We start from the raw sequence: 23527 nt of genomic DNA on the forward strand, positions 1-23527 counted from the left end.
CCACGTCGTCTGGCCATCCGTCGCTCCCGCAGCCTGCCGCGATGAGCCGGTCCGGCCTCACGTCTCTGGCAATCCATCGCTCCCGCAACCCGACGCGATGAACCGGTCCGGCCTCACGCCTGGTAGCCCGTCGCCACCCGCTCCAGCAGCCCGCCGCGACGAATCGGGTCTGGCACCGTGACGGGCCAGACGCCGTGACCTCACCTCTCGCCGCCCCTACTTCGGACCCGCTCGATATCCGGTGTCAACCCCACCGACGCGTTTCGCCGTACCGGATCAGCTATTTAATCCGCCCTTAATTCCGATCGCGTCCGGCCGCAACCGTGACGTTCCGGAATCGACCAGGCTTGACACGTGTCTCGAACCGCCGCCATGTCACATGACGCCGAATGGCTCCGCCACTAATGCGTGATTCGTTTCATCCGCCACCGCCCCCGGCGCGAATGTCTCATGACAGTTCCCTGACAGACCAAGGGTCCCCGTGGGCTGGCTTCGTTATGAGAAGTCCGATGTCTTGGCCCAAATCGGTCGTCCGCGACCCCTTGACATGACACCTGACAGGTCGAACCTCATGTTTTCGCGACATATCCAGAAGAGGGTGCTTTAGGGTTAACTGAAGGGAGTTTCCCCTGAGCAAGAGGAGAGCGAGGCGTGCGGAACGCCGAAGCGTCCATCGACCCGCCCACGGATCCGTTCGCAGCGGCCTCCGAGGCGGTTTCCGCACGTAAGCACCCGGTCCGGGCGAACGGCACGCTGCCACCCGGCGTTTCCTCCGACATCTTCGGCAGCGCCCCTCTTGTCAAGTCGCCGCCGCCCGAAAGCGCGTTACCGCCGCCCGCGCGGGTCGAGGTCTGGCCGGTCGCGGCCAAGCGCAAGAAGACCGGGCCGCCTCCGCAGCCGGTCACACTCGATGACCTGCCCGACGAGGAGCCGAGGGGCCGCTGGGTGCGGCCCTGTCTGTTCGCGGTGGCCGGTCTGCTGGCGGTGCTCTACGCCGTCCCGGCCTTCCTCATGGCCGGCAACGTCTACCCGGGAACGACCGTGCTCGGGGTCGACGTGGGCGGGATGACCGCCAAGGCGGCGGCCGAACGGCTGGTCACCGGCCTGGTCGGGCCCGCCACCAACGCGATCGTGGTGCGCGACGGCGCCAAGAGCGAGCGGATCAGCCCGGAGCAGAGCGGGCTGACGATCGACATCCCGGCCACGATCAAGGTGCTTCCCCTCGGATTTCCCAGTCCCTTCGACGTCTGGCGGGCGTTCACCACCGGGCGCGAGATCACGCCGGTGGTCAAGGTCGACAGCAACCGGCTGGGCGAGGTCATCTCGGCCCAGGTGGCGCGCGGCATCGAAGAGCCGATGGTCGAGGGCGCCGTCACGCTCAACGGGCTGCGGCCCGAGCCGGTCTACCCCAAGGCGGGCACCGCGCTCGACGTCTCCCGGGTCGCGGCGGCGGTGCGGAACGCCTACCTGAACCCCGACATCATCGTCGACGTCACCCCGGCCAAGGCCACGCCCCGCGTGACCAAGGAGGGCGTGAACCGGGCGATGGCCTGGGCGCGCAAAGCGGTCGCGGCGCCGGTCACGCTGACCCACGGGACCACGTCGCTGCAGCTCACCCCCTCGGACATCGCGGCCGCGCTGAGCTTCGAGCCGGGCGAGACCGGCGGGCTGGAACCCCGGTTCGACGCCGCCATGGCCACGCGCGGCATGCGGTTCGTGCCCGCGGCGGACGCCCCCCGCGACGCGACCTTCACCACCTCCGGCGGGCGCCCCGAACTCGTGCCCGGACGGCCCGGTGTCGGCGTCGACACCTCCAAGCTGGGCTCCCAGATCCTCGCCGTCCTCGGCCGGGCCACCGGCCGTACGGTGGCCGTGCCCCTCGTCGAGCTCCGGCCGAACCTCGACGACAAAGAGGCCGCCGCGCTGGGCATCCAGACCGAGCTGGTCCGGGTCGACATGGGCTACACCTGCTGCCAGCCCCGCGTGGAGAACATCAAGGAGACCGCCCGCCTCATCGACGGCCTGATCGTCCGGCCCGGCGAGACGTTCTCCCTCAACCAGACCACCGGCCGCCGCGAGGGCGTGCCGGGATACGTCGGGCTCGGCGAGCCGATCGAGATCCGCGACCGCCGCGGCCAGGACGTCCCAGGGGTCTCGGTCGCCGGGACGGTCCTCTACAACGCCGCCCTCGGCAGCGGCATGGACATCGTCGAGGCGATCCCGCACGAGTCGTTCCTGCCGCCCTACCCGGCCGGGCGCGAGGTGGTCATCTCCTACCCGGCGCCCGACCTGGTCTGGCGCAACAACACCGACCACGGCGTGCTCATCGACGCCACCGCCACCGACACCCTCATGAAGGTGTCGCTGTGGGGGACCAAGACCTACACCGTGACCATCACCCAGAGCGACCGCACCCGGTTCACCACCACCCCGCCCATCACCGGCCCGGCGGCGGGCTGCGTGCCCGTGGTGGGCAGCAGCGGCTTCACGATCACGACCACCCGGGAGAGGGTCCGTCTCGACGGGACGCCCGAACCGACCGACACCTTCAAGACGGTCTACAAACCCCGGGCCGAGGTCGTCTGCCCCGCTAACGCGCCGGGATGACCAGGATGCGGTCGTCGCCCGGCTTCGGGTCGCCACGGCCGTCCCTGTTGCTGGTGCCGACCCACAGCGAGCCGTCGGGGGCCGTCGCGATCGAGCGCAGGCGGCCGAACTCGCCCTCGTAGAGCGACTCCGGGCGGCCCGCCGCGCCGTCCTGCGTCACCGGGACCTTCCACAGGCGCTCGCCGCGCAGGGCCGCCGCCCAGACCGCGTGCCCGCTGTACGCGAGTCCTGAAGGCGACGCCTCGTCGGTCGACCACGTCACCAGGGGGTTGACGAACCGGTCGTCGGCGGCGACGCCCTCGACCTCGGGCCAGCCGTAGTTGCCTCCGGCGCGGATCAGGTTGACCTCGTCGAAGGTGTTCTGGCCGAACTCGGTGGCGTACATGTTGCCGCTCTCGTCCCAGGCCAGGCCCTGGACGTTGCGGTGGCCCATGCTCCACACCAGGCTGCCGAACGGGTTCTCCGGCGCGGGCTTCCCGTCGGCCGTCATGCGGAGGATCTTCCCGGCGAGGGAGTCGCGGTCCTGGGACAGGCCCCGGTCGCCGACCTCGCCGGTGGAGGCGTACAGGAAACCGTCGGGGCCGAAGGCCAGCCGCCCGCCGTTGTGGATGCCGCCCTTGGGGATGCCCGTCACGATCGGCCGCGGGTCGGAGAGCGCGCCGTCGAAGCGGTAGCGGACGATCCGGTTGTCCGACGACGAGGTGAAGTACACGAAGATCTGCCGGTCCTCCTCGTACGAGGGAGAGACCGCGATGCCCATGAGGCCGCCCTCACCGGAGGCCGCCACCCCGTCGACGGTGCCGATCTCGGTCTTCCGGCCCGACGCGGCCACCTGGACGATCTGACCGGAGTTCCGCTCGGTCACGAGGGCGTCGCCGGTCGGCAGGAACGCGATGGCCCAGGGGACTTCGAGGCCCTCGACCAGAGTGCGCGGGCCGTCCGCCGGGGGAGCGGAGGTCGCCGCCGTCGCCGCCAGGGGGGTCGGCGTCACGCCGGTGCCCACTCCGGTCTCCGCGGTGCAGCTCACCGTCAGTGCAGCGGCCAGCGTGAGCAGCCCGGTCCGGCCTACGCCCATCAGTAACACCCTTCTGTGCCAGTCATTAGGGTTAAGTCCTGTGAAGATCTGGGTGGCCCCGCAGGCCGAGTCCGCAATCCCGACTGACCTGGCCGACGTCGAATACACCGTTTTCGACGGGCGAGACCACCCCGAGCCGCCCGGGGCCGAGGACGTCGAGGTGTGGGTTCCCCCGCTCATCCCGGTGCCGGACATCTCGGGGCTGCTGTCGCGGATGACACGTTTGCGCCTCATCCAGACGGTTACCGCCGGGGTCGAACCCTACCTGCCTCACGTCCCCGATGGTGTGATGCTGTGCAACGCCAGGGGCGTCCACGACGCCGGAACCGCCGAGTGGGCGGTCGGCGCGATGATCGCGATGCAGCGCGAGTTCCCGGCGTTCGTCCGCGCCCAGGAACAGGGCCGGTGGGCCTACCGGCACACCGGCACCCTGGCCGACTCCACGGTTCTCATCCTCGGGTACGGCTCCATCGGCGCCGCCCTCGAACGCCGGCTGGCCGGATTCGAGGTCGAGGTGGTCAGGGTGGCCAGGAGCCCCCGCGACGGCGTCCACGCCGAGACGGAACTGCCGGAACTGCTACCCCACGCCGACATCGTGGTCCTGCTGGTCCCGGCCACGCCCGCCACCAGGGGCATGGTCGACGCCGCCTTTCTCTCCCGGATGAAGGACGGCGCGCTGCTCGTCAACGCCGCGCGCGGGCCCGTCGTCGAGACCGACGCGCTGCTGGCCGAGCTCGAGTCGGGGCGGCTGCGGGCCGCCGTCGACGTCACCGACCCCGAGCCGCTCCCCGAGGGCCACCCGCTCTGGAAGGCGCCCAACCTGTTCATCTCGCCCCACGTCGCGGGCAGCACACCCGCCTCGACCAGGCGCGCACTCGTCTACGTCGAGGCGCAGCTGCGAAGGCTGCACGACGGGCGTCCGCTGACCAATATCATCAGCGGGGGCTACTGAACCTTCTGAATCTGGTTCCGGACCGTAGCGGGGCCGTGACCTCGGGTCCGTACCGTGAATTCCTGTTTATCAGATCGGTGACGACTGGGCCGATGTCCCCAACAGGGGCGGCACCGGCGCGCAAACTGACGATGTGACCGGAAGTAAAGGGCGACGAGCGTGAACGGCACGCGTGACCCCAGGGTCTCGCTCATCGCCGCTGCCGGGCTCGGCGCGGTGATCATCGCCGCTGCCCTGATCGCGGGGGGATCGGCCTCCGCGGTGACGGCGGTGGCGGGCCTGGTGACGGGTCTGCTCGCAGCGGTCTCCCTGGTCGTGGCCTCGGGCCGGATCATCGCGGGCGACCGCCCTACGAGCGACCGCAGAGAGGCCGTGGGCTGGCGGTGGCTGGCGGGTGGCGCGCTCACCTGGCTGGCCGGCATCGGCGTGCGCCCGGTCGCCGAGGGCACCGCCTTCGTGCTCACCTTCGCCGACCTCATGCTGCTCGTCGGCGCACTGCTGATGATGATCGGCTGCTGGCTGACCTCACTGCCCCCGCCGCAGAGCCGCGGGCTGTTCCGGCAGCTCAGCGACGGCTACCTGTCGGCCGCCGCGCTGCTCGCCATCACCTGGGCGCTGCTGCTCGCACCGATGTTCGCCAAGGCCGAGGAGCCGGGCGCCTTCTACACCACGCTCGCGCTGCCGGTGCTGTGCCTGCTGGCGACCTGCGCCGCGGCGCCGTTCGTGGCGGTCTCGCGCGCGGCCAACCGGGCGGTCGGGCTGGCCGGGCTCACGGTCCTGTTCGCGGTCACGGTGGCCGAACTGGCCACGGCGGTGGCCCGCCTCAACGGCGTCGACCCTGCGGTCCCGGCCGGGCTGGTCGCGCCACTCGGCTTCGTCGCGCTGGCCGTGGCGCCGTGGATCGAGGAGTCCGGACGCCGCCGGGTGCCCTCGGAACAGCGCAACGCCGCCACGCCTCCCGTGGTGATCACCGCCGTGCCCTACGCGCTCGTGCTCGCGGCCGTCGCCGTGGTGGCCGTGAAGGCGGTCGCCGCGACCGGCGACGTGCTGCTGCCGATCGTCACCGTGTCGGCCGTGGCCGTGCTGCTGGCCCGGTTGCTGATCGTCATGCTGTCCGCCGACGGCCTGCGCCGCCAGGCGGTCGTGAGTGAGCGGCAGCTGCGCCAGCTCGCCGAGAACACCGGTGACGTCGTGCTCATGTGCGACCTCGAGGGGGTCGTCCAGGAGATCAGCGACGGCGTCGAGACCACCTACGGCTACGCGCCCACCGATCTGCTCGGCAAGCCGATCGTCGACTACGTCCACCCCGAAGACGTGCCCACCATCCAGGCGCTCCTGCGCCACGTCGCCGAAGACGACGGCATCGAGCGCTACGGCACCTGCCGCCTGGCCTGCCGGGTCCGCGCCGCCGACGGCACCTGGCGGCCGACCGAGTCGGTCGCCACCCGCGACGTGCGGCGCGAAGACCTGATCCTGGTGACCACCCGCGACGTCTCCGACCAGGTGGCGCTGCGCAACCAGGTCACCCACCTGACCTTCCACGACGGCGTGACCGGGCTGCCCAACCGGGCCTACTTCGAGGAGCGCACCCGCGAGGTGCTCGCCCGCTCGGCCGGCACCGCCGTGATCTTCCTCGACCTCGACGGCTTCACCGGGGTCAACGACTCCGTCGGCCACGCCAGCGGCGACTACCTGCTCGGCCAGGCCGCCCGGCGGCTGCGCCAGGCGCTGCGCGCCGACGACACCCTGGCCCGGTGGGGCGGCGACGAGTTCGCCGTGCTGCTGGAGGCCGGTGCCGACGCGCAGATGGTCGTCGACCTGGCCGAACGCCTGGTCCGGGCCGTCTCGCAGGAGCCGTTCCGGGTCGCCGACCGCGACATCGCGCTGACCGCCTCGGTGGGTGTGGCCTTCACCGAGCCCGCCACCTCCGCCGCCGACCTGCTGCGCAACGCCGATGTGGCGATGGCGCGGGCCAAGGGCCTGGGCGGGCGCCGGGTCGAGGTCTTCGCGGCCCACATGCACGCCGAGGCCGTCCGCCGCCTCGAAACCGCCGCCGACCTCCAGCGGGCGCTGCTCGACCAGCAGTTCGCGATCGAATACCAGCCCGTGGTCGACCTGGCCACCTCACGCGTCACCGCCGTCGAGGCGCTGGTGCGCTGGTGCCGGGGCAACGGCGAGTTCACCCCGCCCGAGCAGTTCCTCGGCACCGCCGAGGACACCGGCCTGATCGTGCCGCTGAGCGAGTGGATCCTCCGCGAGGCCTGCCGTGAGGTCGCCGAGTGGCGCGCGGCCAACTGGGACATCGGCCTGTCGGTCAACCTGTCCAAGCGGCAGATCATGGCCGCCGGGTTCGTCGAGACCGTCTCCGAGGCCCTGTCGGACAGCGGCCTGCCGCCGAGCGCCCTCACCCTCGAGGTGATCGAGGAGATGCTCGTCGAAGACGCGGAAGACACCATCGGCAAGCTCTCGGACCTCCGGGCGCTCGGCGTCCGCCTCGCGATCGACGATTTCGGTACGGGTTACGCCTCCCTCGCCCTCCTCCGGCAGCTCCCGGTCGACATCATCAAGATCGACCCCTCCTTCGTCAGCGGCCTCGGCCGCGATGAAACTCTCAGCCTCCTCACCCGCACCATCGTGCGTCTCGGGCATGATCTGGGGCTCATAGTGGTGGCGGAGGGAATCGAACGCCCCGAGCAACTCGACCTGCTGCGCGAGATGGGTTGCAGCCGAGGTCAGGGCTACCTCGTGGGGCGCCCGATGGCCGCCCAGGGGGTCGATTCGCTCATGCGGACCAGCCTCACAGCGTCCGCCTGATGAGATTCGTGTATCACGGATTTGACGGGTAGCCGTTTCATCGGACAAGGTGGGTCCATGCATCGCGGTGGGATCCTTCTTGTAGTACTTCGCAGGCGCGCCTGACGAAGTCCAAAGTCCTGCGCGCGCCGCCCCAGCTCCGCCTCTGCGGATGGGGCATTTTTTATGCCGGAACACGCCCAGCTCAGTCACAAGGAACGAGCCGATGACCGAACAGATGACAGGTGCCCAGGCTCTGGTGCGGGCACTGGAGCAGGTCGGGGTCGACACCGTGTTCGGGATCCCCGGCGGTGCGATCCTCCCCGCCTACGATCCCCTCTACGACTCCAAGAAGGTCCGGCACGTGCTCGTGCGTCACGAGCAGGGCGCCGGGCACGCCGCCGAAGGCTACGCCCAGGCCACCGGCAAGGTCGGCGTCTGCATGGCGACCTCGGGTCCCGGCGCCACCAACCTGGTGACCCCCATCGCCGACGCCTACATGGACTCGGTCCCGATCGTCGCGATCACCGGCCAGGTCGCCTCGAAGGCCATCGGCACCGACGCCTTCCAGGAAGCCGACATCTCCGGCATCACCATGCCGATCACCAAGCACAACTTCCTCGTCACCGACGCGGCCGACATCCCCCGGACCATCGTCGAGGCGTTCCACATCGCGGCGAGCGGCCGTCCCGGCCCCGTGCTCGTCGACATCTCCAAGGACGCGCTCCAGGCGACCACCACGTTCACCTGGCCCGTCCAGATGCAGCTTCCGGGCTACCGCCCGGTGACCCGCCCGCACTCCAAGCAGATCAGGGAGGCGGCCCGGCTCATCGCCGAGGCCAAGCGCCCGGTCCTGTACGTCGGCGGCGGCGTCCACAAGGCCCGCGCGTCGGACGAACTGTTCGAACTGGCCGAGCTGACCGGCATCCCGGTCATCACGACCCTGATGGCCCGGGGCACCTTCCCCGACAGCCACAAGCAGCACCTCGGCATGCCCGGCATGCACGGCACGGTCGCGGCGGTCGGCGCGCTCCAGCGCAGCGACCTGATGATCGTGCTGGGCGCCCGCTTCGACGACCGGGTCACCGGCCGTCTCGACACCTTCGCGCCGGGCGCCAAGGTCGTCCACGCCGACATCGACCCGGCGGAGATCTCCAAGAACCGCCACGCCGACGTGCCGATCGTGGGTGACTGCAAAGAGGTCATCGCCGACCTGGTCGCGGCGATCAAGGCGAGCGGGGTCCAGGGCGACTACACCGAGTGGTGGCGTCACCTGGAGGCCTACCGCGAGACCTACGCCCTGGGTTACGAGACCTACGAAGACGGCTCGCTCGCGCCGCAGTACATCATGGAGCGCATCAGCGAACTGGTCGGCCCCGACGCGGTCTACGTCGCGGGCGTCGGCCAGCACCAGATGTGGGCCGCCCAGTTCATCGGCTACGAGAACCCGGGGTCGTTCATCAACTCCGGCGGCGCCGGCACGATGGGCTTCGCGGTCCCGGCGGCGATGGGCGCCAAGATGGGCCGTCCCGACAAGGACGTCTGGGCCATCGACGGCGACGGCTGCTTCCAGATGACCAACCAGGAGCTCGCGACCTGCGCGCTCGAAGGTGTGCCGGTCAAGATCGCCGTCATCAACAACGGCAACCTCGGCATGGTCCGGCAGTGGCAGACCCTCTTCTACGAGGAGCGCTACAGCAACACCGACCTCCAGTCGTCGCGCCGCATCCCCGACTTCGTCAAGCTGGCCGAGGCCTACGGCTGCGTCGGCCTGCGCTGTGAGCGGCCGGAAGACGTCGACGACACCATCCGCAAGGCGATGGAGATCACCGACCTGCCGGTCGTGATCGACTTCGTGGTGCACCAGGACGCCATGGTCTGGCCGATGGTCGCCGCCGGCACCAGCAACGACGACATCAAGTACGCCCGTGACATGGCGCCGAAGTGGGAGCACGAGGACTGATGAGCAGGCACACCCTCTCCGTTCTGGTCGAGAACAAGCCCGGCGTGCTGGCCCGGGTCTCGGCCCTGTTCAGCCGCCGCGGGTTCAACATCGACTCGCTCGCGGTCGGCCCGACGGAACACGCCGACGTCTCCCGGATGACGATCGTCGTCAACGTCGAGGAGCTCCCACTCGAGCAGGTCACCAAGCAGCTCAACAAGCTGGTGAACGTCCTCAAGATCGTCGAACTGGACACCGCACAGTCGGTGCAGCGCGAACTCATGCTGATCAAGGTGCGGGCCGACGCCGACTCGCGCAGCCACGTCCTGGAACTGGTCAACCTGTTCCGGGCCCGCTGCGTCGACGTCGCCCCCGACGCGGTCACCATCGAGGTCACCGGTACGGTCGACAAGCTGGAGGCGTTCGTGCGCGTCCTTGAGCCGTTCGGCATCAAGGAACTCGTGCAGTCGGGCATGGTGGCCATCGGCCGCGGTGCCCGTTCGATCACCGACCGCTCGCTCCGGGCCCTGGACCGGACCGCATAGGAAACCCTGAAAGGTTTATCGAAGTGACTGAGATCTACTACGACAACGACGCCGACCTGTCGATCATCCAGGGCCGCCACGTCGCCGTCCTGGGCTACGGCAGCCAGGGCCACGCGCACGCGCTGTCCCTGCGCGACTCCGGCGTCGACGTCCGCGTCGGGCTCCCCGAGGGCTCCAAGAGCCGGGAGAAGGCCGAGGCAGACGGCCTGCGGGTGCTCAACCCGTCCGAGGCGGTCGAAGAGGCCGACCTGACGATGATCCTGGCGCCCGACCACATCCAGCGTCACCTCTACGCCGAGCACGTCGCCCCGAACCTCGTCCAGGGTGACGCCCTGTTCTTCGGCCACGGCCTCAACATCCGCTACGGCCTGATCGAGGCCCCCGAGGGCGTCGACGTCGCCATGGTCGCCCCGAAGGGCCCCGGCCACCTGGTCCGCCGCCAGTACGCGGCCGGCCGCGGCGTGCCCTGCCTCGTGGCGGTCGAGAAGGACGCCAGCGGCAGCGCCTGGCCGCTCGCGCTGTCCTACGCCAAGGGCATCGGCGGCACCCGCGCCGGCGCGCTGAAGACCACCTTCACCGAGGAGACCGAGACCGACCTGTTCGGCGAGCAGGCCGTGCTCTGCGGCGGCGTGTCCGAGCTCATCAAGGCGGGCTTCGAGACCCTGATCGAGGCCGGCTACCAGCCCGAGGTCGCCTACTTCGAGTGCCTCCACGAGATGAAGCTGATCGTCGACCTCATGTACGAGGGCGGCATCCACAAGATGTACTGGTCGGTCTCCGACACCGCCGAGTACGGCGGCTACAGCCGTGGCCCGCGCCTCATCAACGACGAGACCAAGAAGGAGATGCGCCGCATCCTCGACGAGGTCCAGTCGGGCGAGTTCGCGCGCGAGCTCGTGGCCGAGTTCGACGGCGGCCAGAAGCGCTTCCAGCAGTACCGCGACGAACTGGCCGAGCACCCCATCGAGAAGACCGGCGCCAAGCTGCGCCCGATGATGAGCTGGCTCCAGAACCAGGCCTAGGAAAACAGGCGTAAAAGCAGAAGGCCCGGCTCCTTGATCAGGGGAGCCGGGCCTTCTGTCGGTCAGAGGGGGACTGACACCAGGAAGGCGCAGTCTCCGAAGCTGATCTCATCACCGCTGCGGACGCGTGCCGGGCCTACCAGTCGCCACCCGTTCAGGCGGGTGCCGTTCAGTGAGCCCAGGTCGACCAGCAACCAGTGGTCTTCTTCTCGTCGCAGTTCCGCGTGGATCCGCGACACGGTCAGGTCGGCCAGGACGAGGTCGCAGGCCGAGCCTCGCCCCACGACGTACCGGATCCGCGTGTCGGCCGGTAGTGCGAGGCGGGGCAGTTTCGGGCGGCGCCAGGCCGCCCGGAGGCGGGTGCTGAAGTCGGACATCGAACCCACCAGATGGGTGGCCCGGCGCCGGAACCTGCCCCGCTGGGGCAGGTCGGCGACGAGTTGTTCGAGCTCTGCGGCGCTGCGTGCCCGCAGCGCCTGGTCGACCCTGCCGACGAAAGTCTCCATCGAGAGATGGCCTTCAGCCGCCCTCTCCCGGAGCTCGTTGAGCGCACGCTCGCGATCCTCGTCTGAGGCGCGAACGTGAGGCTCGGAGCTCATGTCTGGAGTATCCGCTTTCGGTCAGGCCGGTGTCCAGATAGCCCCTGTGATCAGGGCTTGGCGAAGTCTTGCGTCCAGTATGGCCCACCCGCGACCACGTGGCCCACGCCAATGTGCGTATAGGTGCAATTCAGAATGTTCGCCTTGTGGCCGGGGCTGTCCATCCAGCCCTGAACGACCTGGGCGGCCGTCTGATAGCCCTTGGCGATGTTCTCGCCGGCGGCGCGGAAGGAGAACCCGGCCTGCTTGATGCGGTCGGAGAACTTGCGGCCGTCGGCCGAGTCGTGGGCGAAGTAGTTCTTCGCCGACATGTCCGCCGAGTGGTTGAACGCGGCGGTGCGGAGCTTGGCGTCGTGCGTGAGGGCGCCGCAACCGGCCTTGGCGCGCTCGGCGTTGGTCAGCCGCACGACCTCGTTCTCGACCGCGGTGCCGACGGCGGAGCCGCCACCGGGTGCGGGCGAGGTGGTCGGGGTGGCGCTCGGCGACGCGCTCGGGGTCGCGGAGGGCGACGCCGACGGCGAGGGGGTCGGCGCGGGGGCCGGGGTGCACGTGGTGATGCGGACCTTGCGCGAGTTGACCACCTGGCCGAAGCGGCCGGTCACCTGCGTGTAGTAGATGCCCGGCTCGCAGGCCGCGCGGACGCGCAGCTTGGCGGTGCGGACGACCTTGGAGCCACTCTTCACGGTGGTGTCCGGGCCGGCGACGGCCTCCTTGATGCGTACCCGGACCCGGGTCTTGCCGAAGCAGTTGCCGCTGCGGGAGCCGACGGCGGCGAGCTGGCCGAGCTGGTTGACGGCCGGCTTGGAGGCGACGATGCGGCAGCGGGCGGCCTGTGCCTGCGCCGCCGCCGCTGAGGCGGTCGTCGCTGGGAGAGTCGCTGCCAGCAGCACACCGGCGCAGAAGAGCGCGCGGAGTGAAGTCTTCATGAACTTCCTTCCAGGGGTGGGGTTCCGAAGCTCTGGAATGGAACCGAAGTATGGCCTGGTCGGAAGCGCTACGGGTGGAAAACCGTCATATTCGGTGACCTGGTCGAGATCTTCCCGTTACGGAATCCCTGATGGCCACGTTCCAAGCGAGGTTCATGTGATTTACGTCACATCTTGTGAAACCTGTGACAATTTGGTGCTCGTGAGGTCGTACTTGAAGGTCATCAGGACCCCGATGAGGATGATCGCGGCGGGGATCAGAGTGATCCCGATGAGCACCGCGAACTGGGCGCTTTCCGGCTGGGTGACCGGATTGGCCGGATCGGACTCCAGGAAGCCGCCGATCGACAGGGTCGCGCCGTAGATCGTCGCGCCGAAGGCGGCCACCGCGCTCTCCACGGCGGTCCACAGACCCGTGAACACGCCGCCGCGCCGCTTGCCGCTCACCAGGCCGTCGTAGGCGATCACGTCGGCCAGCATCGAGAACTGGAGGAGCTGGAGACCGGCGTACCCGACGCCGACCACGACGATCACGACGTGGGCGTAGACCGTTCCGAACACGGGGGTCAGGACGGCCGCGGTCGCGCCGGACATGAACAGGATGCCCGCCAGGATCATCGCGCCGCGCTTGTCGAGCCGCCGGGCCAGCCACACCCACAGCGGCATCGTCACGAGCATCGGGCCGACCAGCGCCGCGAACAGGGTCGTCGTCGCGCCGGTGCTGTCGAGGGTGTAGGCCGCGAAGTAGGGGGCGCCGGCGAGCATGACGTACGCGCCGAGGGTCTGAGCGCTGCTCAGGCCCAGCAGCCACATGAAGGGCCTGGAGGTGCGCGCGGCCCTGAGCTGGGCCTTCAGGGTGCCCTCAGGCTCCGCCTGGCCGGTGAAGGGCGCGTTGGCGGTGCCGAAGAACGACGCCAGCATCGCCACCAGCAGCACCACGCCGAACACGACGCCCATGAGGCGGTAGCCCTCGACCGTGTCGCCGGCCAGCATCGGCGCCAGGATGCCGCTCATGCCGATGCCGATCGCGATGAAGATCATGCGCCACTGCAGCAGCGACGTGCGCTCGTGGTAGTCGTGGGTCATCTCGCCGGGCATCGCCTTGTACGGCACCTCGTAGAGCGCGTACCCGCTGGCCGCGATCAGGAAGACGACGCCGACGTAGAGCGCGGCCGGAACACCGGTGAGCGGCGGCCCGAGGAACATCACCACGAACGAGACCGGCAGGATCGCCGCGCCGGCCAGCATCCACGGACGCCGGGGACCCCACCGCGACACCGTCTTGTCGGACCACTGGCCGACCAGCGTGTTGGCGACCAGGTCCCACGCCTTCGGCAGGAACACCACGACACCGGCCAGGAGGGGATCGACGGCCAGCACGTTGGTCATGTAGATGAGCAGCAGCAGACCGGGGATCGTCGTGAAGTTCGCCGTCGCGAAGGAGCCGACGGCATAGCCGAGGCGTACTCGGGTGGGGACCGTGACCATGGCGACATTCAAGCCCAATCACGGTAAATGGGGTAGGGAATCGATCAGTCGGTTACGTCGGCGCAGACGACGTGTGCCCCCAGCTCGATCATCCGGCGTTCGGTGAACGCGTCGGCCACCCGTGCCATCAGCACCGGCGCCTCGCTGGCGGCCAGCTGCGGCAGCCGGGCGCGGACCCCGCGATGGAGATCGCGCACGAGGTCCTCGGCGTTGGCGGTGTGCACCTTGACGTGCAGCATGATCCCCTGGGTGCCGGAGACGGTCCGCGCGGCGGAGATCCACACGTGGTGGATGACCGCGTAGTCACGCAGTAACTCGGCGATGGCCACCCGGAGGGCGGGCAGGATCGGATGGTTCGTCCGCTGATATCCGGGGTCGACCACCTGCATCGCGCCCGACAGGTGCTGGCGTGGCTGCGGGATCCACGGCGCCTGGGCCGGCGCCTGCTGCTGCACCGGCGCGCCCAGCGGCATGGGGGCCGCGGTGCGGACGGGCGGCTTGGGGATCCGGTCCATGCTTCCGGTCGCGTACGCGTTCGGCGTGGCACCCGACAGAACGGGGTGCGGGCCGCTGCGCGTCTGCCGCAGATAGCGCTGGAGGTCGTCGATCGGCACGGCCGCGGCGGCGGGGCCCGCGGCGTCGATGACGATCTCGCGCACCCCGGTCACACGCTGGATGTCCAGGATCGTGTCCACGTCGCAGACCGACAGCGAATGGCTGCCCCGATGCCGCGCGTACGTCGCGGGACCCGTGTATCCGAGCAGCACCCGTTCGCCACTCTGCGTGGTCCCGAGCACCACGGAACGATCGGGCCGGACGGCGACCAGGATGCCCCATTCCGCCAAAGCGGCGAGAAGTTGGTGCGGACTGCCGTGCTGGGCGAGCACTTCGCCGAGAGCGGGATTCCCGATGCTCATATGCTGAACCATAGGTACCGAACCACGATTTAGCAGGCTAATCGCCAAGATTAGGTGCGATCAATACCAACTTGGCGGCTGTGTGGATTGGCTCGGTCCAAGCCGGGTATCAGCCCTAATCTGCCGTTTACGTGAAGGATTCTCACGACTCCCCTGAGTAACAACCGTCTCGTATGGCGGATCCTCCGAGGGCTCTCCGAAGGGCGCGGATAGACTCATCGGCGACCGATGCAGTCGTCACGTTCGAAGGAAATCACCAGTGAACAAGCCCGTCGTACTGGTCGCAGAGGAGCTCTCCCAGGCCGGTCTCGCCGTCCTCGGAGCGGACTTCGAGGTTCGTCAGGTCGACGGAGCCGACCGGTCCGCGTTCCTCCCGGCTCTCTCCGACGTGGACGCTCTGATCGTGCGCAGCGCCACCCAGGTCGACGCCGAGGCCGTGGCCCACGCGCCGAAGCTGCGCGTGGTGGCCCGTGCGGGTGTCGGCCTCGACAACGTCGACGTGGAGGCGGCCACCAAGGCCGGCGTCATGGTCGTCAACGCGCCCACCTCGAACATCACCAGCGCCGCCGAGCACACCGTCGCGCTCATCCTCGCCTCGGCCCGCAACGTCGCCCAGGCCCACTCCGCTCTCAAGGGCGGCGAGTGGAAGCGGTCGAAGTACACCGGCGTCGAGCTCGACGAGAAGGTCGTCGGCATCCTCGGCCTCGGCAAGATCGGGCAGCTCGTCGCGCAGCGCCTCGCGCCGTTCGGGGTGGAACTGATCGCGTACGACCCCTACCTGCCGGTCGCCCGCGCCGCGCAGATGGGCGTGAAGCTCGTCACGCTGGAGGAGGTCCTCCAGCAGGCCGACTTCATCACCGTCCACCTGCCGAAGTCGAAGGAGACCATCGGTCTCATCGGCGACCGCGAGATGCACATGGTCAAGCCGAACGTCCGGCTGATCAACGTCGCGCGCGGCGGCATCATCGACGAGAACGCCCTCTACTCCGCCATCAAGGAGGGCCGGGTCGCCGGCGCCGGCATCGACGTGTTCCCCAAGGAGCCCGTCACCGACAGCCCGCTGTTCGAGCTCGACCAGGTCGTCGTCACGCCGCACCTCGGCGCCTCCACCCACGAGGCCCAGGAGAAGGCCGGCACCCAGGTGGCCCGCAGCGTCAAGCTCGCGCTCGCCGGTGAGTTCGTGCCCGACGCGGTGAACGTCCAGGGCGGCGCCGTGGCCGAAGAGGTCAAGCCGGGCCTGCCGCTGACCGAGCGTCTCGGCCGCGTCTTCACCGCCCTCGCGGGCGAGGTCGCCACGCGCCTGGTCGTCGAGGTCCGGGGCGAGATCGCCTCGCAGGACGTGCGGGTGCTGGAGCTGGCCGCGCTCAAGGGCGTCTTCACCGACGTCGTCGAGGGTGGCGTCACCTATGTGAACGCGCCGCTGCTCGCGCAGGACCGCGGCACCGTGGTCGAGCTGGTCACCAGCCCCGACAGCCCCGACTGGCGCAACGTGATCACCGTCCGCGGCGTGCTCGCCGACGGCCGCACGGTCTCGGTCTCCGGCACCCTGTCGGGCCCGCGCCAGATCACCAAGATCGTCGAGGTCAACGGCTTCACGATGGAGATCGAGCCGACCGACCACCTGGCGTTCTTCACCTACACCGACCGTCCCGGCATCGTCGGCATCGTCGGCCGCCTGCTCGGTGAGCAGAGCGTCAACATCGCCTCGATGCAGGTCGCCCGTGGCGCCAAGGGCGGCAAGGCCCTGATCGCGCTGACCCTCGACACGGCGGCCCCGGCCGACGTCGTCGACCAGATCGCCGCCGAGATCGGCGCCGACAGCGGCCGGGTCGTCGACCTCGAAGGCTGATCTTCCGGTACGAACAGAGCCGCCTCCTTCGTTAAGGGGGCGGCTTTGTCGTCTCATGGGGTGAGATGGTAGGTCGTCCTACGAGACGGCTCGGGTAATCTGGCGGGGTCTAATCCAGCAGCCTGGAGACTCTGATGTACGACATGTATCCCTGGAACCGTTCCGAAGACAGCGACGACCAGGTGGCCGAGGCCCTGCAGACGGCCCTCGACCTGCGCGACAACGGCGGCTCGCCCGAGCGCTGACGCCACGCTGCCCGTATGGTGAGATCGTTGTTCGATCTCCGAGACAGCCCGATAAGGTACCTCCATGGAGTCGAGCAACATCCGCCTGGCAGTGATCCCCGGTGACGGGATCGGCACCGAGGTCGTCGCGGAGGGCCTCAAAGTTCTCGACGCGATCGGCGTCAAGGTCGAACCCACGCACTACGACCTGGGTGCCGCGCGTTACCACCGCACGGGTGAGACCCTCCCCGACTCGGTCCTCGCCGAGCTGCGCGGTTACGATGCGATCCTCCTCGGCGCCGTGGGCGACCCGAGCGTCCCGCCGGGGGTGCTGGAGCGCGAGCTGCTGCTCCGCCTGCGGTTCGAGCTCGACCACTACGTCAACCTGCGCCCGGTGAAGCTGTTCCCGGGCGTCGAGACGCCGCTGGGCAAGGCGCGCCCCGAAGACATCGACATGGTCGTCGTCCGCGAGGGCACCGAGGGCCCCTACGCCGGTGCCGGTGGCGTGCTCCGCAAGGGCACCCCCCACGAGATCGCCACGCAAGACTCGGTGAACACCGCGATGGGCGTCGAGCGGGTCGTCCGCTACGCCTTCGAGAAGGCCGCGAGCCGGGAGCGCAAGCAGCTCACGCTGGTCCACAAGACCAACGTGCTCACCTTCGCCGGTGACCTCTGGTCGCGCACGGTCAACCGGGTCGCCGCCGAATACCCGCAGGTCACCACCGACTACTGCCACGTCGACGCCGCGTCGATGTTCTTCGTGTCGCAGCCGCAGCGGTTCGACGTGATCGTCACCGACAACCTGTTCGGCGACATCATCACCGACATCGGCGCCGCCATCGCCGGTGGCATCGGCCTGTCGGCCAGCGGCAACGTCAACCCCGACCGCACCGCGCCGAGCATGTTCGAGCCGGTCCACGGCTCGGCCCCCGACATCGCGGGCCAGGGCAAGGCCGACCCGAGCGCGACCGTCCTCTCGGTCGCCATGCTGCTCGACCACCTCGGCCACACCGAGGCCGCCGCCCGGGTCGAACAGGCCGTCGCCGACGACCTGCTCGAGCGCGGTGGCGCCTGGCAGGCCCGCACCACCCGTGAGATCGGCGACGACATCGCCGCCCGAGTAGCCGGCTGACACCCGGCCACCTTCCTCGTTCTGTAGCGCACAGTGGCCCGTGATTGGGTCACTGTGCGCTTTTTTGTTCCCGTCGTGATGCCCTAGGTTTTTCACCAGTAGCGTGAGAGAGAAGGAACCCTGCCATGACCAGCTTCGATGTGCGACTCAATCCCGGCCCCCGGTCGGCATCTGAGAGAGAGCGGGTGCTGGAGGCGCCCGGGTTCGGGCAGACGTTCACCGACCACATGGTGTCGATCGACTTCACCGACGGCGTGGGCTGGCACGACGCCCGCCTTGAGCCCTACGGTCCCCTCGTCCTCGACCCGGCGACCTCGGTGTTCCACTACGCCCAGGAGCTGTTCGAGGGGCTGAAGGCCTACCGCCAGGCCAACGGCTCGATCGTCGCGTTCCGCCCCTACGCGAACGCGGCCCGCTTCAACGCCTCGGCCGCCCGCATGGCCATGCCCGAGCTGCCCGAGGACACCTTCGTCGAGTCGCTGGAACTGCTCGTGCAGACCGACCGCGACTGGGTGCCCACGGCCGAGGGCCACAGCCTCTACCTGCGCCCCTTCATGATCGCCACGCAGGCCGGGCTGGGCGTCAACTACCCGTCGAAGAGCTACCGCTACATGGTGATCGCCTCACCGGCGGCCTCCTACTTCGCGGGCGGGGTCAAGCCGGTCTCGGTGTGGCTGTCGACCGAATACACCCGCGCGGCCCCCGGCGGCACCGGCTTCGCCAAGTGCGGCGGCAACTACGCGGCGGCCTTCGTGGCCCAGCGCCAGGCCGTGGCCGAGGGCTGCGACCAGGTCGTCTGGCTCGACGCCGTCGAGCACCGCTACGTCGAGGAGATGGGGGGCATGAACCTGTTCTTCGTCTTCGGCGACCGCCTGTTCACCCCGGCGCTCACCGGCACCCTGCTCCCCGGCATCACCCGCGACTCGATCCTCACCTTCGCCGCCGACCTCGGCCTGACCGTCGAGGAGGGCCGCATCTCGATCGAGGAGTGGCAGGCCGGATGCGAGTCGGGCGAGCTCAGCGAGGTCTTCGCCTGTGGCACCGCCGCCGTGGTCACCCCGGTCGGCTCGGTCAAGGGCGCCGACCGCGCCTGGACCGTCGGCGACGGCACCCCCGGACCGGTCACGCTGAAGATCCGGGAAGAGCTCATGGGCATCCAGTACGGCAGCCGTCCCGACCCCCGCAACTGGGTGCACAAGATCGCCTAGCGCTTGCGGACCAGCGTCAGACCGTCGGCCACCGAAAGGAGCACCGAATCGACCCGGGGGTCGGCGGTCACCTGGTCGTTGAACGCCCGCAGCACCGGCACGTTGCCCCCGGCGCCGGGGTCGACGATCCGGCCGCCCTGGATCGTGTTGTCGCAGACGATCAGCCCGCCCGGCCGCATGCGGGGGAGCAGCGCCTCGTAGTAGGCCGGGTAGCCGGCCTTGTCGGCGTCGATGAACGCGAAGTCGATCTCCTCGTCGCCGGGCAGCGCGCTCAGCGTCTCGACGGCGTCGCCGAGCCGCAGTTCGATGCGGTCGGTGAGGCCGGCCCGCTCCCAGTATTTGCGCGCCATGGACGTCCACTCTTCACTGACGTCGCAGGCGATGAGCCGCCCGCCGGGCTCCAGCCCGCGGGCGATGCAGATCGAGGAGTAGCCGGTGAACGTGCCGACCTCGACCGCCAGCTTCGCGCCGGTGAGCTGGGTCAGCATGGTCATGAACGTGCCCTGCTCCGGCGAGATCTGCATGCCCGCGAAGTCGGCGTGGAGGGCGGAGGTCTCGACCGCAAGATCGCGAAGGACCTGGTCGGGCTGGGTGGCGTGGGCGGAGAGGTAGGGCGGAAGTGCTTCGCCCAGATAGGAACCCTTCATGATCACTATCTTATCTGGTGAGATCGATGTGCCAGATGGTGGTGTGTATGGGTAAGCTCGGCATCACCATGTTCAACGGTCTGCTCATTATTGGCAGGCGCGCCGGCTGACGGATCATTCCAGCCAGGCGCGCAGACCTCTCACGCCCGTGAGGGGTCTTTTTGTTTGTTCCAGGATTACAAACACCCCAAGGGATCCCGAGATGGCCGACGACCGCTTCCACGTGTACGACACCACACTCCGCGACGGCGCCCAGCAGGAGGGCCTGACCCTCTCCGTGGTCGACAAGCTGGCCATCGCGCGTCACCTGGACTCTCTGGGGGTCGGCTTCATCGAGGGCGGCTGGCCGGGCGCCAACCCCAAGGACACGGAATTCTTCCGGCGCGCTCAAACAGAGCTCGACCTGAAGCACGCGCAGCTCGCCGCGTTCGGCGCGACCCGCCGGGCCGGTGCGAAGGCCGCCGACGACCCATTGGTAGCCGCTTTGCGCGACTCCGGCGCGCCCGTCGTGACCCTTGTCGCCAAGAGTCACGCCAGGCACGTGGAGCTGGCCCTCCGCACGACTCTGGAGGAGAACCTCGCGATGATCCGCGACACGGTCTCCCACCTGCGTGCGGAGGGTCAGCGGGTGTTCCTCGACGCCGAGCACTTCTTCGACGGCTACAAGGCCAACTCCGCCTACGCTCTTGAGGTGCTCCGCACGGCGGCCGAGGCCGGGGCCTCGGTCATCGCCCTGTGCGACACCAACGGCGGGATGCTGCCCGACGAACTCGCGGAGGTCGTCCACGAGGCGGCGCTGACCACCGCCCGCATCGGCATCCACTGCCACGACGACACCGGCTGCGCCGTCGCCAACACCCTGGCCGCCGTCAAGGCCGGAGCCACCCACGTGCAGGGCTGCGCCAACGGCTACGGCGAGCGCTCGGGCAACGCGAACCTGTTCACCGTGGTGGCCAACCTGCAGCTCAAGCGGGGTTTCGACCTCGTACCGACAGAAGCCCTGGCCGACATGACCCGGATCGCCCACGCGATCACCGAGGTCACCAACGTCACCCCCAACTCCCACGCGCCCTACGTCGGCGCGTCGGCCTTCGCCCACAAGGCCGGCCTGCACGCCTCCGCGATCAAGGTCGACCCGAACCTCTACCAGCACATCGACCCGGCCGAGGTCGGCAACGACATGCGCATGCTGGTCTCCGACATGGCCGGCCGCGCGTCGGTCGAGCTGAAGGGCCGCGAGCTCGGCTACCAGCTCACCGGCGACCAGTCGCGCGAGCTCGTCGACCGGGTCAAGGATCTGGAGTCGCGCGGCCACACCTTCGAGGCCGCCGACGCGTCGTTCGAGCTCCTGCTCCGCGACACCCTCAACGGCGAGACCCGCCGCCACTTCACGGTCGAGTCGTGGCGCGTGATCGTCGAGCGCCGCCCGTCGGGCGAGGTCGTCAGCGAGGCGACGGTGAAGCTCCACGCCAAGGACGAGCGCATCGTCGCCACCGGCGAGGGCAACGGCCCGGTGAACGCGCTCGACAAGGCGGTCAGGCTGGCGCTGGAGAAGCTCTACCCCGAGCTGGCCACGGTCGAGCTGATCGACTTCAAGGTCCGCATCGTCGAGGGCACCCACGGCACCGACGCGGTGACCCGTGTTCTGGTGACCTCCAGCGACGCCAAGGGCGACTGGAGCACGGTCGGCGTCGACGAGAACATCATCCAGGCGTCGTGGCACGCACTGGAGCAGGCCGTCACGTTCGGCCTGCTCCGCGCGGGCTACGAGATCTAAGTCGTGGCTTGTCCGCGTCCGGGCCTGGACTGACGAGGGAAGGCCCGGACTGAAGGCGACAAGCCCGCCGCGCCGGAGGCGCGGCCATCAAACAAGGTCCTTACCGGAGATCTTGAAGGAGACGGGGCCGTTCGGGGTGTGCACGAGGACCGTGCTCCCCGAACAGGTCACCGAGCCGTCGGAGCTGCCCGGCACGACCACGGTCAGCAGGCCCTTCGCGGCGGGCGAGACGATGACCGGGGCGGGGATCTTCTTCATGTAGCTGGGGGAGATCCAGCCCTGGAACGGGCTCGGCCGACCGGCCACGATCTTCTGGCCCTTCACCGGCTTGCAGCCCGGCACCGAGAACTGCACCACGGAGGCCCGCCAGTCGTTGTCCTTCACCACGACCCGGCCGGCGCCGTTGTCGACGACCGTGAGCTTCGGGTCGAGGTGCCACAGGTTGCGCACCTGGCCCGAGGCGACGGTGTCGAGGACCGCCATGACGTCCTTCTTGTCCTGGTTGACCAGCACCGCGCGGGTGCGGGCGATCCCGTAGGCCTTGTCCGTCAGCGTGTACGACTGGCGGTCGGCCTTCAGCGTCTTCTTGACCAGCGTGGTCGCCGTGCCCGGCCGCAGCGTGCGCCCCTGGGGGATCGGCACGTTGTGCGCCTCGGGGGAGAGGGTCCAGTTGCGGTAGGGGCTCGGCTCGTAGGAGTGGAACCCGGCCTCGGTGAGGATCGACCGGCCGTGGGCGTAGTAGGTGACGCCGAGGTGGTCTTCGTGGCCGTGGAACTTCATGCCGGGGCCGTACCGGATCGAGTAGTAGGAGGCGTCTTTCGCATCCCAGGCGGAGCGCCCGAAGACGTACCCGGCCTTGTAGATCTGGACCTTGGAATCCGGCCGCGCGTACGCGGACGGCTGCACGTCGGCGGCGCCGTCACCGATCGGGACCAGATAGCCGTTGGGCATCGTCGCGGACGAGATGTGCTCCGGCATCCTGTTGAAACGGTCGGCCAGATCGGCCGGCACCTTCTGGCCGCACTCGCGGATCCGGTCCATGGCGACCTTGAGCCGCTCGTGGAAGTAGATCGCGTAACGGGGTGACTGCTCCCGCAGGACGCCCTGCGAGTCGACGTCCATCTTGACCGTCGTGGTCATCCGGCTGAGCGCCTTGGACTCCCACGCCTGGTTGCCCATGCGGCACCCGAGGCCCAGCAGCGCGATGTCGGCGTCGAGCCCGTGGTTGTGCCCCCACTTGTAGTGGCGGTTGTCGTCGAGGAAACGGCCGTGCGCCTTCAGGCTCTCGGTCAGCCACGGCGCCGACACGTGCTTCGACAGGCACACCAGCACCGGCGTCCGGAGCGAGACGGTGTGCTCCGACCAGGCCAGCTGGGGCGTGCCCCGCCCGCCGTAGGGGTTCTTCTCGACCCAATCCTTGATCACGGCGGTGCCGCGGGCCAGGTAGGAGTCCTTACCGGTGGTCTCGTAGTCGGCCACCAGCCGCCCGGCCCAGCGCAGCGACTGGAACACCATGACCCAGGACCGGTTCTTGTACGGATCGAGCTTCCAGTTGACCCTGTCGCCGATCTTCACGGGGTCGAGGTCGAGGAACCCCAGCTCACCGTTCATCACATCGGGGGAGGTCGGCGTCGAGGGCAGCCACTCGCCCTGGCACTCGGGCGTCTTCGCCGCGGCCTGGGCGGGCCCGGCCTGGATCAGGCTCCCTAAAACGACGAGAACGGCGAACACGCCGAATCGAAGACGGCGCGTCACGCCTGGTTCCTTCCATAGGGGGGCGCGGCTCATGCTGGCCGAACGGTGCGCGGGTGGTCAAGTCGGTCG

General features: G+C 69.3%; 17 protein-coding genes. 10 read left to right on the forward strand and 7 right to left on the reverse strand.

Features of this window, described 5'->3' with window-relative positions:
* Positions 1-651 precede the first annotated feature (651 nt).
* Positions 652-2607, forward strand: a complete 1956-nt coding sequence (locus tag ACYQ78_RS25915) for a VanW family protein (RefSeq protein ID WP_459803512.1) — start codon at positions 652-654, stop codon at positions 2605-2607.
* Here the strand turns inward: ACYQ78_RS25915 and ACYQ78_RS25920 are convergent.
* Positions 2591-3682 (reverse strand): PQQ-dependent sugar dehydrogenase, encoded by a 1092-nt coding sequence (locus tag ACYQ78_RS25920; RefSeq protein WP_459803513.1) that lies wholly within the window; start codon positions 3680-3682, stop codon positions 2591-2593. The two genes, ACYQ78_RS25915 and ACYQ78_RS25920, sit on opposite strands and share 17 nt — an antisense overlap.
* A gap of 40 nt (positions 3683-3722) precedes the next feature.
* On the opposite strand from ACYQ78_RS25920, the gene ACYQ78_RS25925 reads away from it, so the two are divergent.
* The 5 genes from ACYQ78_RS25925 to ilvC all read left to right on the forward strand — a co-directional run bounded on the left by ACYQ78_RS25925 (position 3723) and on the right by ilvC (position 10936).
* Positions 3723-4634, forward strand: coding sequence for a 2-hydroxyacid dehydrogenase (locus tag ACYQ78_RS25925; protein WP_459803514.1), 912 nt, complete (start codon positions 3723-3725; stop codon positions 4632-4634).
* Between the two features lie 159 nt (positions 4635-4793).
* Entirely contained in the window at positions 4794-7448 is a 2655-nt protein-coding gene (locus ACYQ78_RS25930; protein WP_459803515.1) for a putative bifunctional diguanylate cyclase/phosphodiesterase, read from the forward strand.
* A 151-nt stretch (positions 7449-7599) separates the two neighbouring features.
* The gene (locus ACYQ78_RS25935) at positions 7600-9390 is read left to right on the forward strand and encodes an acetolactate synthase large subunit (protein WP_459803516.1); all 1791 of its coding nucleotides are present in this window, start codon (positions 7600-7602) and stop codon (positions 9388-9390) included.
* Positions 9390-9914, forward strand: coding sequence for an acetolactate synthase small subunit (gene ilvN / locus ACYQ78_RS25940; RefSeq protein WP_459803517.1), 525 nt, complete (start codon positions 9390-9392; stop codon positions 9912-9914). The genes ACYQ78_RS25935 and ilvN overlap by 1 nt, the downstream gene beginning before the upstream one ends.
* Positions 9915-9946: 32 nt before the next feature.
* Positions 9947-10936, forward strand: coding sequence for a ketol-acid reductoisomerase (gene ilvC, locus ACYQ78_RS25945; RefSeq protein WP_459803796.1), 990 nt, complete (start codon positions 9947-9949; stop codon positions 10934-10936).
* A gap of 62 nt (positions 10937-10998) precedes the next feature.
* Here the strand turns inward: ilvC and ACYQ78_RS25950 are convergent, their stop codons facing one another.
* The 4 genes from ACYQ78_RS25950 to ACYQ78_RS25965 all read right to left on the reverse strand — a co-directional run bounded on the left by ACYQ78_RS25950 (position 10999) and on the right by ACYQ78_RS25965 (position 14866).
* Complete coding sequence (locus tag ACYQ78_RS25950) at positions 10999-11535, reverse strand: FHA domain-containing protein (protein WP_459803518.1); 537 nt, start codon at positions 11533-11535, stop codon at positions 10999-11001.
* A 50-nt stretch (positions 11536-11585) separates the two neighbouring features.
* Positions 11586-12461 (reverse strand): CAP domain-containing protein, encoded by an 876-nt coding sequence (locus ACYQ78_RS25955; RefSeq protein ID WP_459803519.1) that lies wholly within the window; start codon positions 12459-12461, stop codon positions 11586-11588.
* A gap of 162 nt (positions 12462-12623) precedes the next feature.
* Positions 12624-13949, reverse strand: a complete 1326-nt coding sequence (locus ACYQ78_RS25960; RefSeq protein WP_459803520.1) for an MFS transporter — start codon at positions 13947-13949, stop codon at positions 12624-12626.
* A gap of 44 nt (positions 13950-13993) precedes the next feature.
* The gene (locus ACYQ78_RS25965) at positions 13994-14866 is read right to left on the reverse strand and encodes a hypothetical protein (RefSeq protein WP_459803521.1); all 873 of its coding nucleotides are present in this window, start codon (positions 14864-14866) and stop codon (positions 13994-13996) included.
* 259 nt (positions 14867-15125) lie between these two features.
* On the opposite strand from ACYQ78_RS25965, the gene serA reads away from it, so the two are divergent.
* From serA to ACYQ78_RS25980, 3 genes are all read left to right on the forward strand, one after another.
* Complete coding sequence (gene serA, locus ACYQ78_RS25970; RefSeq protein ID WP_459803522.1) at positions 15126-16715, forward strand: phosphoglycerate dehydrogenase; 1590 nt, start codon at positions 15126-15128, stop codon at positions 16713-16715.
* 309 nt (positions 16716-17024) lie between these two features.
* Positions 17025-18071 (forward strand): 3-isopropylmalate dehydrogenase, encoded by a 1047-nt coding sequence (locus ACYQ78_RS25975; protein ID WP_459803523.1) that lies wholly within the window; start codon positions 17025-17027, stop codon positions 18069-18071.
* A gap of 125 nt (positions 18072-18196) precedes the next feature.
* Positions 18197-19279: a branched-chain amino acid aminotransferase gene (locus tag ACYQ78_RS25980; protein WP_459803524.1), complete on the forward strand. Its 1083-nt coding sequence runs from the start codon at positions 18197-18199 to the stop codon at positions 19277-19279.
* Here the strand turns inward: ACYQ78_RS25980 and ACYQ78_RS25985 are convergent.
* Positions 19276-19926 carry an O-methyltransferase gene (locus tag ACYQ78_RS25985; protein WP_459803525.1) on the reverse strand — a complete coding sequence of 217 codons (651 nt, stop codon included), beginning with the start codon at positions 19924-19926 and terminating at the stop codon, positions 19276-19278. The genes ACYQ78_RS25980 and ACYQ78_RS25985 overlap by 4 nt on opposite strands.
* A 202-nt stretch (positions 19927-20128) precedes the next feature.
* On the opposite strand from ACYQ78_RS25985, the gene cimA reads away from it, so the two are divergent.
* Positions 20129-21703 (forward strand): citramalate synthase, encoded by a 1575-nt coding sequence (gene cimA, locus ACYQ78_RS25990; protein WP_459803526.1) that lies wholly within the window; start codon positions 20129-20131, stop codon positions 21701-21703.
* An 87-nt stretch (positions 21704-21790) separates the two neighbouring features.
* Here cimA and ACYQ78_RS25995 read toward each other — a convergent pair whose 3' ends face one another.
* Positions 21791-23458: a heparinase II/III family protein gene (locus ACYQ78_RS25995; RefSeq protein WP_459803527.1), complete on the reverse strand. Its 1668-nt coding sequence runs from the start codon at positions 23456-23458 to the stop codon at positions 21791-21793.
* Positions 23459-23527 lie beyond the last annotated feature (69 nt).

The sequence above is a fragment of the Herbidospora sp. RD11066 genome (assembly GCF_054661255.1).

Coding starts and splice junctions, on each gene's coding strand:
- ACYQ78_RS25920 (WP_459803513.1), bottom strand. CDS start 3,682: ATGGGCGTAGGCCGGACCGGGCTGCTCACGCTGGCCGCTGCACTGACG.
- ACYQ78_RS25935 (WP_459803516.1), top strand. CDS start 7,600: ATGGGGCATTTTTTATGCCGGAACACGCCCAGCTCAGTCACAAGGAAC.
- ilvN (WP_459803517.1), top strand. CDS start 9,390: ATGAGCAGGCACACCCTCTCCGTTCTGGTCGAGAACAAGCCCGGCGTG.
- ACYQ78_RS25950 (WP_459803518.1), bottom strand. CDS start 11,535: ATGAGCTCCGAGCCTCACGTTCGCGCCTCAGACGAGGATCGCGAGCGT.
- ACYQ78_RS25955 (WP_459803519.1), bottom strand. CDS start 12,461: ATGAAGACTTCACTCCGCGCGCTCTTCTGCGCCGGTGTGCTGCTGGCA.
- ACYQ78_RS25960 (WP_459803520.1), bottom strand. CDS start 13,949: ATGGTCACGGTCCCCACCCGAGTACGCCTCGGCTATGCCGTCGGCTCC.
- ACYQ78_RS25965 (WP_459803521.1), bottom strand. CDS start 14,866: ATGAGCATCGGGAATCCCGCTCTCGGCGAAGTGCTCGCCCAGCACGGC.
- ACYQ78_RS25975 (WP_459803523.1), top strand. CDS start 17,025: ATGGAGTCGAGCAACATCCGCCTGGCAGTGATCCCCGGTGACGGGATC.
- ACYQ78_RS25980 (WP_459803524.1), top strand. CDS start 18,197: ATGACCAGCTTCGATGTGCGACTCAATCCCGGCCCCCGGTCGGCATCT.
- ACYQ78_RS25985 (WP_459803525.1), bottom strand. CDS start 19,926: ATGAAGGGTTCCTATCTGGGCGAAGCACTTCCGCCCTACCTCTCCGCC.
- cimA (WP_459803526.1), top strand. CDS start 20,129: ATGGCCGACGACCGCTTCCACGTGTACGACACCACACTCCGCGACGGC.